This is a genomic window from Psychrobacter immobilis (genome assembly GCF_904846225.1).
GTDB lineage: Bacteria > Pseudomonadota > Gammaproteobacteria > Pseudomonadales > Moraxellaceae > Psychrobacter > Psychrobacter immobilis_F.
In genome coordinates this window covers 107,284-119,398 of record NZ_CAJGZJ010000003.1, presented here as the reverse complement: position 1 = coordinate 119,398, position 12,115 = coordinate 107,284, and the positions used below count along the sequence as shown (strand labels likewise).

The window sequence follows — 12,115 nt, the reverse complement described above, 5'->3', positions numbered from 1 at the left end:
GAATAAAAGGGATACACGACACTATACTGCGTGACTGGAACAAATTTTCCTTGCTTGCTGTGCCTGCGCAGACAGAGGCGACAAAAAATTTATCCCAGCTCCGTTGTATCTTCTTTATATTGACCTGACTATATTAATGAGTTATTGGTTTCAGTTTTTATTCATTTATAGACGATACGTTACTCTTGATAGTTTTCTATTTTAGGACAGTGCTATGCCATTGTCTAATTAACGCACACTTTTTTGAAAGCTCGCACGCTCAAAGACACGTGTTTGATAATCAAATAGTGGACGACTAATCGCACGCGGTAATTCGATATTCATCTCCTCTAGCCGCCATAATAAGGGCGCTAATAAAATATCGCACCAGCCAAATTCATCTGCCATAAAATAGGGCTTATGAGCAAATAATGGCGATAGGGTAATTAATGAATCACTCAGCTGTTTTTTAGCAATTGCGGCTTGTCCTTTATTAAAGCTGTCTGGATGCATGAGTAAACGCTTACCGAGTGACAGCCAATCGCGCTGAATGCGCCAAGCCAATTGTCGAAACTGCGCTCGCTCTTGCGGCGTTTCAGGCAGTAATTTGTTTGTATGATAGCGTTCTTCAAGATACTCAAAGATGACGTTAACCTCATAAAGTGCAATTTCACGCTGCTGTAGAACGGGTAAAGTATGATAGGGATTTAGCTCTGTCAAATCTTCAGGACGCTCAGAGTGTAAACGTGATAAATAATAATCGAGCTTTTTTTCTTCAAGTAATAGGCGCACCACATGACTGTCGTAGCCGTCATCAGCGTATAAAATTAGCTGACTACTTGGAATGTCATTTGCATCAATCATGATAGCCTAATGTTAATAGTAAAGGCTGTCATCGTAAACAAAGTCACCTTGTTTATCAAGGTAACGTACGTAAACATTGCGTGTGAGCGCCTTATTTTTCAATGTTAGTCTGATTATCAATTACAGTTATCAAGTGCAAAAAAGGCACTACCAAAGTAGTGCCCAATATCATGCCTGAAATCTATATGCTTAATAATTACTTATTTCACGTCTTTCCAGAACTCTTTATTGAGTAAGTAAACAGGAATCAGTAAGACCAATAAGAATATAATGACAAAGAAACCAATCACTTGACGGTTATGACGTTGAGGTTCTGCCATCCATGCCATAAAATTGACGAGATCACCAACTTCGCTCTCGAATTCTTCTTCACTCAATTGTTCTTGCATGTTATGCAATACATGAGGCATCGCTGCATTTTTTAATACTAAGTTATTAGCACCCCAAGGACGGTTTGGATCTTCATAAAACGATAGTAGATAGGTATAGACCCAATCATCCCCACGTAGTCTGGTTTCTAGCGATAAATCTGGAGGTGCTGCACCAAACCAAGACGCTTGAATATCAGGATCAATCTCAGCCGTGATGTGGTCACCGATTTGATCAGTGGTGACCATCAAATACTTTTCGACCAGCTCAGGTGGTATTTCTAAATCTTTAGCAATGCGAGAGTGACGAACGTACTTTGCTGAGTGGCAACCCGCACAGTAGTTCATAAAGGTTTTCGCACCGTTTTGTAGCGAGCCCTTATTGGTAAAATCAATAGGGGCAGTACTACAAGCCAAATGTTCGTCAACGCCATCGGCATTGGTGAACGTGCCGCATCCACCACCTTCAGCCATTGCGGTGCCAGCAGTCAACGTCAATGCCGCGCCTAAGCCTAGACCCGCTAGGGATTTAATTAGCGTGCTCATTAGTGACCTCCGGTAACGCGTTCTGGTGGCTGTTTACATTTCTCAATGGCAGTGTAGAACGGCATCAGTAAGAAGAACAAGAAATATAGAACTGTAAATATACGTGCCATGAGAGTCGACGTTGGTGTTGCAGGCGTCGCCCCCAAATAGCCGAGTACCACAAAGCTGATGGCAAAGACAGTTAAGGCAATCTTGGACAAAATGCCTTTGTAACGCATAGAGCGTACAGGAGATCTATCAAGCCATGGTATCAAGAATAATACTGCAATCGCAGCACCCATTGCGATAACACCGCCAAGCTTATCAGGGACGGCACGCAAAACAGCATAAAACGGCGTGTAATACCACACTGGTGCAATATGTGCGGGTGTTTTTAGTGAGTTCGCTGTCTCAAAGTTTGGTGGCTCAAGGAAGAAGCCGCCGCCTTCTGGGAAAAAGAAGACCACCGCAAAGAAACAGATAAAGAAGACCACGATGCCAACCATGTCATGCACTGTGTAGTACGGGTGGAACTCGATACCGTCTAGTGGAACGCCATTTTTATCTTTTAGCTTTTTGATATCAATGCCATCAGGGTTGTTTGAACCCACATGATGCAGCGCCACAATGTGCATGAACACTAAGCCCACAAGAACCAGTGGAATAGCGACAACGTGTAGAGCAAAGAAGCGATTTAGCGTGATACCAGAGATGATATAGTCACCTCGCACCCATTCAGCAAGACCGTCACCAATCACTGGTAGCGCAGCAGGAAGGTTCAAAATAACCTGTGCACCCCAAAAGGACATATTGCCCCAAGGTAATAGGTATCCAAAGAAACCTTCTGCCATCAGTGCTAGATAAATGCCCATACCTATGAGCCAAATAAGCTCACGCGGCTTCTGATATGAGCCATATAGTAGTGCTCTAAACATGTGCAGATAAACCACGACAAAGAACGCAGATGCGCCAGTCGAGTGCATATAACGGATGAGCCAGCCGCCTTTTACATCACGCATAATGTATTCAACAGACGCAAATGCCCCTTCGGCACTTGGGTTATACATCATCGTCAACCATATACCAGTTACCAATTGGTTGACCAATACAATCATTGATAGTACGCCAAAGAAGTACCAAAAGTTAAAGTTCTTCGGCGCATAGTACTTTGACATATGGTATTCATAGGTTTCGGTCGCTGGAAAACGCGCATCTACCCAATGCATTAATTTTTTGCCCATACTCATATTAAGCCTCCCCAACCGTCAAAATGGTACCGTCCATACTATAGTCTGGAATAGGTAAGTTAAGCGGTGCAGGAACGCCATTAAAAACGCGACCTGCTAGGTCATATTTAGATCCATGACATGGGCAAAAAAATCCACCATACCAGTCATTACCACCCAAATCAGTCGCACCAACATCAGGGCGATAATTTGGTGCACATCCTAAATGCGTACACACACCTTCAACAACCAATGTTGTTGGTTCTAGAGAGCGTGTGGGATTCGCACAGTATTCAGGCTGTAATGAGGCGATAGAGTCAGGGTCAGATAACAGTGGCTTGACACTTTCTAATCCTGCTAACATATCTTCGGTACGCTTGACCACATAAATGGGTTTACCGCGGTATTTGACAACAATCATCTGTCCTGCTTCGATAGAACCAATATCTTGGGTCACTGCAGCTCCTGCAGCCTCAGCTTTAGCGCTTGGATACCAAGAACGGACAAAAGGTGTTGCCACCGCAGCGACACCAGCTGCACCAATTGCGGCAGTTGAGGCAATAAGAACTCTACGGCGTTGTACATTAACGCCTTCGGCTTGGCTCATCAGTACTTTCTCCAGGTGAATGAAATGGGATTATCCCACACTGGGTTTGTGGCTTAAAAGATACACAGTATCAAGCCACTTTGGCTGTGCCTAGTTTTGCTAATTGTTGCTATTCTAAGCTATTTTGGTGAAAAAATAAATTATTGTGTTAAAAATAGAGCAACATTTATAGGGTATGCTGCAAGGTTACATAAGATAATCACCGTAACAGAGAGCAATTATCGATATTTGACATCCATCTTTATCAAAGATAACAGATGCAATGACCTTATAAGTAATAAGGATATTTGGCAATAGCGAATGATACTTGAAATTAAGGAAATGTTCACTAACTTTTCAGTATCTAACCGTTTTGTAACCACTACAAACAAATAATCACCACTTTATACAATAAAGCGGTGATTATTTGTTTACCTTTAACGGCTTATCAAGACAAAAGTGACAAATGAGTCTTTAACATTTTTTATAATGGTAAAGGTTTAATGACTGATATTAACTCTCAAGCGTGCTCCAACGTTCAAGCTTATGCATCATCTCATCTTCGATAACTAATAAGCGCTCGCTAGCAGCAGTAGCGGCATTAATATCTTGTGTGAACCATGAGCCATCAGCGAGCTTTTCTTCTAGCTGACTTTGCTCTGTTTCTAATGCTGCGATCTCTTTTGGTAAATTATCAAGTTCGCGTTGCTCATTATAATTGAGTTTTTTGGCCACTTTTTCAGGCTTTGTGGTTGTCGTTTTATTAGCGGCTTTATTGTTCGCGCCGCTATTAACTGGATTTCTGACAGCACGCGCCGCTTCTTCACGGTTTTTCTGTACCAAATATTCTTGATAGCCACCGACATACTCTTTAACGATGCCTTTGCCATCTTCATCTTGGTCAAATACCCAAGTCGAGGTGACGACATTATCCATAAATGAGCGGTCATGACTGATAAGTAAAATAGTACCACCAAAGCTGGCTACTGACTCTTCTAATAATTCAAGTGTCGCCATATCCAAGTCGTTGGTTGGCTCATCGAGTACCAGAATATTAGCAGGTTTCAATAATTGCTTGGCGAGTAGTACGCGGTTGCGCTCACCACCTGATAATGCCTTGACTGGCGTACGGGCGCGCTCTGGTGCAAACAAAAAGTCTTGCAAATAGCTCATGATGTGCGTCTTGCGACCACCAACTTCGACGAAATCTGAGCCTTCTGAGACGTTTTGCGCCACGCTGGCTTCAAGGTCTAACTGATCGCGCAACTGGTCGAAAAAGGCGATTTTTAGGTTGGTGCCGAGCTCAACATTACCCGTCTTGGTGACTTCATCATCAGACATATCGAGTAGGGCTTTGATAAGTGTGGTTTTACCAGCACCATTAGGTCCGACAATCCCGATTTTATCGCCACGCATGATAGTCGTAGTAAAGTTATCAACCAATACATTGCCGTCGTATTCCAGATGGAGGTTTTTAACTTTACAGACGAGCTTACCGCTTTTTTCGCCTTGACCCATCGTAATGTTTACATTACCCACTTGTTCACGGCGATCGCTACGCTCCTCACGCAGTGCTTTTAGTTCGCGGACGCGGCCTTCGTTACGGGTACGACGGGCTTTAATACCTTGGCGAATCCATACTTCTTCTTGTGCCAATTTTTTATCAAAGTTGGCGTTATTTTTTTCTTCGGCCAATAACTGTAATTCTTTTAGCTCTTGGTAGCGTGCATAGCCACCTTCACCTTGTGTCACGTCGTAGCTAGTCAATTGACCACGATCAAGCTCGATGATGCGAGTTGATAGTTTGTTCACGAACGCTCTATCATGGGTCACAAACAATAATGTCAGACCTTGCCAGTCGAGCAAAAAGCGCTCTAACCATTCGATACTTTCGACATCTAAATGGTTGGTTGGTTCATCCAGTAGTAGCACGTCAGGCTTGGTAACTAGCGAACGAGCAAGTAGTACACGGCGCTTACGACCGCCCGATAGAGACGATAAATCATCTTCTGGATCAAGCCCCATCGTCGTAATCAGACGCGTGGCGTCACGTTCTAAATCCCAGCCATGAACCGCATCGATATCATGCTGTAAGTCTGCCATACGCTCACAGGCATCCATATCGCCATTGGCGCACATATCGACTTGCTTATTATAGTTAACCAGCAAATCAGCGGTACGGCGACTGCCACCCATCACGATGTCTAATATACGTCCACTGGTTTCAGGAACATCTTGCTCTAACATCGCAACGCGCATACTGCTGTTGGTGATGATCTCGCCACTGTCAGGTTGCAATGTGCCATTAATCAGTTTAAATAATGTGGATTTTCCTTCGCCATTGCGGCCGATTAAGCACACACGCTCACCCGAATTGATAGCAAAATCAATGCCATCAAGAACAGGAGCGACGCCAAATGCTAAGTGAATATCTTTTAAATGTATCAGTGCCATAGGATATCTTAAGCTTATATAATAAAGAGGTAGGGGTTGTTGCAAAATTGCCAGCAGTATAACATGCCACCACATGACTGTAGTGAGCGTAAATGGTTTTATAAGTACTATTTATAGCTTTTATTATTGGCTGCTATCGTTGATTCAATTTGAAAGTGGTACAAGGCAAGCGCGTGTCGATGTATATTTGATACGGCAAGCGAAGTTAACGCTGTCACTCTTTCATAGTGGATTGACTATATTTATTGGTTGCCAATCTTTTTCATTAACAAATCCTACTATTTATATAAACACTATCATTCAGAGAAAAATATGAACCAATCTAATACCCCAAATGATGCGTCAACTACCTCTGACGATCTACAAATGCAACACGTGATTGATTTACAAATGAGCATGGCACATCTTGAAATGACAGTAGAGCGCCTCGACGAAGTGATTGCACGCCAAGACAAAGACATCCAGACGTTACAACGCCAGTTACAGCTTATTTATAAGCAAGTTGAAAGCCAAGATACAGAAGCTGGCATTGCTACTTTTGATGTGATGGCAGATAGGCCGCCGCATTATTAGCATTTAAAAACGAGTGATATAACTTGAAATTAAAAAGAATTATGTTGAAGTTTTTAGATGAGTGTACCAGCTATTGACTGAGCAGTCATAATATAGAAATAATGTATTTTGGCAGTTGTTTTAGCGTTAGAAAATCTTTAATATCTTCTCCCTCGGATGCTGCTCAATTTTCAAAAACGGGTGTAGTAGCAGAACAATGCGGATGTTTGGAGATATATAATGCAGGTTGCTTTTCATTTAAAAACGCTTACAGTGGCTGTCGCTACTCTCTCTATTGCTAGCGTTGCTAGTGCTGCTGGTCTTGATCGTTCAGGTCAAGATATCACCGCATTTTTACAAGACGGTCTCTATGCTGAAGCGGTTTACACTTATATCGATGCCGATGTCAGTGGACATGATAATGCTTATGTTGGTTCAGATAAAAATGCTTACCAACAAGGGAAAAAAATTGACGATATTGCTGAATCATATGACTTTTTCCGTTATGGCGTAAAAGCAGACATCGATGATACATTCAGTGTCGGTATCTTATACGATGAGCCTTTTGGTGCAGCAGCTGATTATGGTGGTGATAATAATTTTGTGGCAAGAGGTGATCTTGATGCATCAGTTAATGCAATTTCGAACGGTAACGCAAGCAGCATAGCAGATGCTGGGGCAAAAATTGGTCAATTGACAAAAGGCGCAAGCCTAGCAGGTGAAGCAGCCGCAAATTTTGCCGCACAAGCACAAGAAGCTACTACTCCGCAAGCAGCGGCAGGGCTTGCACAACAAGCTCAAGCAGCTCAAATCCAAGCCCAAACGCTAGCTGGTCAAGCTCAATCTCTTGGAGCAGCCGTAGCAGCAGCACGTGCAGAAGCAGCGACTGCTGGTGAAGGCACGAATGTTGAAGTTCGTACCAATAGTATTACTGGAATCTTAGGTGCCAAACTTGGTGAAAATAAAAACTTCCAAATATATGGCGGGCCTGTTGCCCAGCGTGTTAAAGCTGATATACAGCTTCGTGGTATTGCATATGGTCCAGCGACTGGCTACACAGCACATATCAGTCCTAGTACAGATTATGGTTATATCGCAGGTATCGCGTACAGCAAACCTGAAATCGCTTTGAAAGCGGCCTTAACGTATCGTTCTGAAATTGATCACAGCTCAAGTATTGATGAGACCTATCCATTGGTTGCAGCCCTAGGTGGAGACGCAACTCAAGGTAATAAAATAGACATCACCACACCTAAATCAGTCAACTTTGACTTTCAGACTGGTATCAACCCAACAACATTAGCAACGGCTAAAGTTCGCTGGGTACCATGGGGTGATTTTTCCATCGTTCCACCACTTTATAATGAAGTAAGCAAGCGATCTACTAAAGATGATAAAGGCTTAGCACTTGTCAGTTATGACGATGACCAATGGCAAGTAGAGCTAGGTCTTGCTAAACGCTTGACGCCAGCATTCGCAGTGACAGGTACGGTCGGCTGGGATAGCGGTGCTGGTAACCCAGTTACTTCTTTAGGTCCTATCGAAGGCTACTATAGTGCTGGTCTTGGTGCGAAATATAACTTTACCGAAAATTGGGCAGTATCGGCTGGTGGTAAATACTTATGGTTCGGTGATGCTAAAGGGCAAATACCAACCAAAACCATCGTTAGTAATTTCGAAGACAATGACGGGTTTATACTTGGTGTAAAGATTTCTTATCAAGCTAAATAATATTTAGAACAATTGTTTTTCAATTTTTCTAACTGGCAGTAGAAGTAAAGCGATTCGTAATGGGTCGCTTTTTTTTATTGTAATTTCTAAATCTAGGAAGATTCGTTTGAAAAATCAGTTCAAAAAAATTATTGTCTATTTTTTATACAAAAATATGTAAAAAACACCTCTTTTACAAAAAAAATTATGAATTTTCCTGTATTTTATGTGTACTGTTCAGTCATATTCTGGAAATAAAGTGTTTTCAGTGTTGTTTTTTTGTCAAAGAGATATTAGTATCTAGGGGAGGATACGGCTTTAATAGAAAACATATGTTAGTCAAAAAACATATTGATGATTAAAGTATTAAAACAATGAGGACGTTTGGAGAGATACAATGCGCACTACCTTTCACTTGAAAACCCTTGCAGTAGCAATTGCCACCCTTTCAGTTGCAAGCGTAACCAACGCTGCTGGTCTTGACCGTTCAGGACAAGACATCACAGCCTTTTTGCAAGATGGTACTTATGCTGAAGCCGTTTATACTTACATTGATGCTGACGTCACTGGTGTGGACAACGATGGAAATAAGAGTGGAGATATTGCAGAATCTTACGATTTTTTTCGCTATGGCGTCAAAACGGATATAAATAATAAATTTAGTGTAGGTGTTCTGTATGACGAACCTTTTGGTGCAGCTGCTAAGTATAGTGGAGATAACAATTTTACAGGCGTTGCAGATATAACAGGAGCAGGGGCTATTCAGCAAGTAGCTAACCAAGCCATTGAAAATACACAGAATAAAATTTCTCAAGTTGAAGCGCTACGAGCAGCAGCACAAACACCAAACGCTAATGCACTTGATGACCTTGTGTATTCTACGGCATTAGAAGGTTTAAATGGAACGTTAGAAAGATATCAAAATTTAGCTCAACAACCTTCTTTGGATGAATATAATAATATTATAAATACTACTAAGGAGACACTTGATAGTACAAAAGAGACGCTTGGCTTCATAGGTACATTTTTGAGTGAAGAAGCACTCAAAAATGCACAGGAGCTTTTAGCTGCCAATCAAAACGATGCTAACTCAGCGGAAGCAGCACGTGATGCAGTGCAGAATTTATTAAGTATTGATGAAGCTACCAATGTAGAAGTACGCTCTAATACACTCACACTTATGGGCGGCATGAAGTTTGGTTCTGAAAATCAATTTCAGATTTATGGTGGGCCAGTTGCTCAGCGTTTAGAAGCGAATGTTAAGTTAAGAGGTAATGCCTATAAAGGGGCAGCTGGATACACTTTGCATAGTGGACCGGATCAGGACTATGGTTGGGTAGCAGGTTTATCTTATAGTAAGCCAGAAATCGCTTTAAAGGCGGCTCTAACATATCGTTCTGAGATTGATCATTCAGTAAAGATTTATGAAAATCTTCCAGCTTTGGCTATTAGAGGACAAGACCCTACTGGCGCAAGTAATTTTGATATAACTACGCCTGAATCCTTAAATTTTGATTTTCAGACTGGGATTAATCCAACAACTTTAGCTACCGCCAAAGTGCGCTGGGTACCATGGAGTGATTTCTCGATTAGTCCAACCAAATATAGCGCAGCCTCGAACTTACCTCTAGTTGATTATAGTGATGATCAATGGCAAGTAGAGCTTGGATTAGGCAAACGGCTTGCACCAAAGTTAGCAGTTTCAGGCTCTGTTGGTTGGGATAGTGGTGCTGGTAATCCGACGACTTCTTTAGGCCCTATTGAAGGTTATTATAGTGTTGGTCTTGGTGCCAAATATAACGTAACGGAAAATTGGGCAGTCTCAGCTGGTGGTAAATACTTATGGTTCGGTGATGCTGAAGGCTCATTACCAGACAGAACAGTTGTGTCTAATTTTGAGGACAATGATGGTTATATTCTTGGTTTGAAACTTTCTTATCAAGACATCTAATAATACAGGTATTGATTATTATTAAATAAAAGAGCGATCCGTAGTGGGTCGCTTTTTTATTATGTCTTTTATAACGAAGCAGTTGCAATTAACAAACCTAGCCAAAGTAGATTACTATTTGTCAGTAAGACTTAATAAAATAAATATAATTAATTATAAGAAACAAGGACTGGTATGTTAATAACATCTCATTTGTACTGTTCAGTCATATTTGAGAAATAAAGTACTTTAATTGTTGTTTTAGTGTCAAAAAGGCATTAGTATTCAGCTTAGGACATCGCTTTAATGATCAGAACATTATGCGCAGCAATGCTGCATATATTTGATTAAAGTGAATTAAACAACGAGGACGTTTGGAGATATACAATGCGCACTACCTTTCACCTAAAAACCCTTGCCGTAGCAATTGCCACTCTTTCCGTCGCTAGCGTAACCAACGCCGCTGGTCTTGATCGTTCGGGTCAAGATGTCACTGCCTTTCTTCAAGATGGTACTTATGCCGAAGCTGTTTATACTTATATCGATGCTGATGTTAGTGGCAAGGATAGTGCCGATAACGTTCCTACTAATAATACCTATGTTAAAGGCGGTAATACTGGCGACATCGCCGAAGCCTATGACTTCTTTCGTTATGGTGTAAAGACTGATATTAACGATACGTTTAGCGTTGGTGTCTTATACGATGAACCTTTTGGTGCTGCTGCCGAGTATAAAGGTGATAGCAATTTTGTATCAAAGGGCGATGTTAATGCTTCTATAACTCAGCTAACTGGTGGACGCTTCAATGCGGCAACTATTGGTGATGAAATTACTAGGTTGACTGGGCTTGCAACCAATGCAAATTTGACTCCACAGCAAAGAGCCGAAGCAGCTGCTGGTGCTACATCGCTTAGTACTGCAGGAGCAATAGCACGGGCAGAAGCGGGAAGTGCAGGCGAAAATACTAAGGTAGAAGTTCGTAGCGAAAATTTAACAGGACTTGTTGGTATGAAGTTTGGTGCCAACAAGCAATTCCAGGTTTATGGTGGTCCAGTAGCACAGCGTATACGAGCTGATGTGCAATTACGTGGACTGGCTTATGGCCCTGCTACTGGTTATACGTCAACCAGTAACCCTGATACGGATTATGGTTATATCGCAGGTTTGTCTTTTAGCAAGCCTGAAATTGCTTTAAAAGCTGCTTTGACTTACCGCTCTGAAATTGATCACGATGTAACAATCGCTGAGACTTATCCGCTAGTAGGTATTAGAACTGCGGCGGGTGCTATCGCTCAAGGCGTTCCTGCAGAACAAGCCGCTGCTTTAGGCGCAGCAGCAGCCAATCGAACCAGTAAATACGAAGTTAGTACTCCTAAATCTGTCAACTTTGATTTTCAAACAGGTATCAATCCAACGATGCTAGCAACGGCTAAAGTTCGCTGGGTACCGTGGAGTGATTTTGTTCTTACACCACCGCTCTATAATGAAGTCAGTAAGCTTAACCCATTATATGCAGAGAATGGCTTAAACATAGTTGATTATGACGACGATCAATGGCAGGTAGAGCTTGGTCTTTCTAAGCGTTTAGCACCAGCATTAGGTGTTAGTGGCACAGTGGGTTGGGACAGTGGCGCTGGTAACCCAACAACTTCATTAGGTCCTATTGAGGGATACTATAGTGTTGGTCTTGGTGCAAAATACAATGTCACTAAAGAGTGGGCTGTATCAGCAGGTGGTAAATACTTGTGGTTCGGTGATGCTAAAGGCCGATTGCCAACAGGTAAAATTGTTGGAGACTTTGAAGATAACAATGGTTATATCCTAGGTCTGAAACTTTCTTATCAAGACATTAAATAATATTTGTATTCTTCAATATTGATAACTAATAAACAAAAAGGCGATCCATAATGGGTCGCTTTTT

Annotated in this window: 9 protein-coding genes; 4 read left to right on the top strand and 5 right to left on the bottom strand. The window is 41.8% G+C overall.

Going from position 1 to position 12,115, the window contains the following annotated elements; translation table 11 throughout:
- Positions 1–228: 228 nt before the first annotated feature.
- The 5 genes from JMX48_RS03425 to JMX48_RS03405 form a co-directional block, all read right to left on the bottom strand.
- Positions 229–843, bottom strand: a complete 615-nt coding sequence (locus tag JMX48_RS03425; RefSeq protein WP_201534328.1) for a glutathione S-transferase N-terminal domain-containing protein — start codon at positions 841–843, stop codon at positions 229–231.
- A 200-nt stretch (positions 844–1,043) separates the two neighbouring features.
- Positions 1,044–1,757, bottom strand: a complete 714-nt coding sequence (locus JMX48_RS03420; RefSeq protein ID WP_201534326.1) for a cytochrome c1 — start codon at positions 1,755–1,757, stop codon at positions 1,044–1,046.
- Positions 1,757–2,977, bottom strand: coding sequence for a cytochrome b (locus tag JMX48_RS03415; RefSeq protein WP_413786345.1), 1,221 nt, complete (start codon positions 2,975–2,977; stop codon positions 1,757–1,759). The genes JMX48_RS03420 and JMX48_RS03415 overlap by 1 nt, the downstream gene beginning before the upstream one ends.
- A 7-nt stretch (positions 2,978–2,984) precedes the next feature.
- A complete protein-coding gene (gene petA, locus JMX48_RS03410) occupies positions 2,985–3,569 on the bottom strand; it encodes a ubiquinol-cytochrome c reductase iron-sulfur subunit (RefSeq protein ID WP_201534324.1) in 585 nt (194 codons plus the stop codon).
- 492 nt (positions 3,570–4,061) lie between these two features.
- The gene (locus JMX48_RS03405) at positions 4,062–6,002 is read right to left on the bottom strand and encodes an ATP-binding cassette domain-containing protein (RefSeq protein WP_201534322.1); all 1,941 of its coding nucleotides are present in this window, start codon (positions 6,000–6,002) and stop codon (positions 4,062–4,064) included.
- A 312-nt stretch (positions 6,003–6,314) separates the two neighbouring features.
- Here JMX48_RS03405 and JMX48_RS03400 point away from each other — a divergent pair, with 312 nt between their 5' ends.
- The 4 genes from JMX48_RS03400 to JMX48_RS03385 all read left to right on the top strand — a co-directional run bounded on the left by JMX48_RS03400 (position 6,315) and on the right by JMX48_RS03385 (position 12,051).
- Positions 6,315–6,575 (top strand): SlyX family protein, encoded by a 261-nt coding sequence (locus JMX48_RS03400; protein ID WP_201534320.1) that lies wholly within the window; start codon positions 6,315–6,317, stop codon positions 6,573–6,575.
- A gap of 219 nt (positions 6,576–6,794) precedes the next feature.
- Positions 6,795–8,285, top strand: a complete 1,491-nt coding sequence (locus JMX48_RS03395) for a hypothetical protein (RefSeq protein ID WP_201534318.1) — start codon at positions 6,795–6,797, stop codon at positions 8,283–8,285.
- A 376-nt stretch (positions 8,286–8,661) separates the two neighbouring features.
- On the top strand, positions 8,662–10,215 hold the full coding sequence (locus tag JMX48_RS03390) for an outer membrane protein transport protein (RefSeq protein ID WP_201534316.1): 1,554 nt from the start codon (positions 8,662–8,664) through the stop codon (positions 10,213–10,215).
- A gap of 366 nt (positions 10,216–10,581) precedes the next feature.
- Complete coding sequence (locus JMX48_RS03385; protein ID WP_201534313.1) at positions 10,582–12,051, top strand: outer membrane protein transport protein; 1,470 nt, start codon at positions 10,582–10,584, stop codon at positions 12,049–12,051.
- Positions 12,052–12,115 lie beyond the last annotated feature (64 nt).

Excerpts from the sequence above, each read along its gene's own strand:
- JMX48_RS03425 (WP_201534328.1), bottom strand. The coding sequence starts at position 843 with ATGATTGATGCAAATGACATTCCAAGTAGTCAGCTAATTTTATACGCT.
- JMX48_RS03420 (WP_201534326.1), bottom strand. The coding sequence starts at position 1,757 with ATGAGCACGCTAATTAAATCCCTAGCGGGTCTAGGCTTAGGCGCGGCA.
- JMX48_RS03415 (WP_413786345.1), bottom strand. The coding sequence starts at position 2,977 with ATGGGCAAAAAATTAATGCATTGGGTAGATGCGCGTTTTCCAGCGACC.
- petA (WP_201534324.1), bottom strand. The coding sequence starts at position 3,569 with ATGAGCCAAGCCGAAGGCGTTAATGTACAACGCCGTAGAGTTCTTATT.
- JMX48_RS03405 (WP_201534322.1), bottom strand. The coding sequence starts at position 6,002 with ATGGCACTGATACATTTAAAAGATATTCACTTAGCATTTGGCGTCGCT.
- JMX48_RS03400 (WP_201534320.1), top strand. The coding sequence starts at position 6,315 with ATGAACCAATCTAATACCCCAAATGATGCGTCAACTACCTCTGACGAT.
- JMX48_RS03395 (WP_201534318.1), top strand. The coding sequence starts at position 6,795 with ATGCAGGTTGCTTTTCATTTAAAAACGCTTACAGTGGCTGTCGCTACT.
- JMX48_RS03390 (WP_201534316.1), top strand. The coding sequence starts at position 8,662 with ATGCGCACTACCTTTCACTTGAAAACCCTTGCAGTAGCAATTGCCACC.
- JMX48_RS03385 (WP_201534313.1), top strand. The coding sequence starts at position 10,582 with ATGCGCACTACCTTTCACCTAAAAACCCTTGCCGTAGCAATTGCCACT.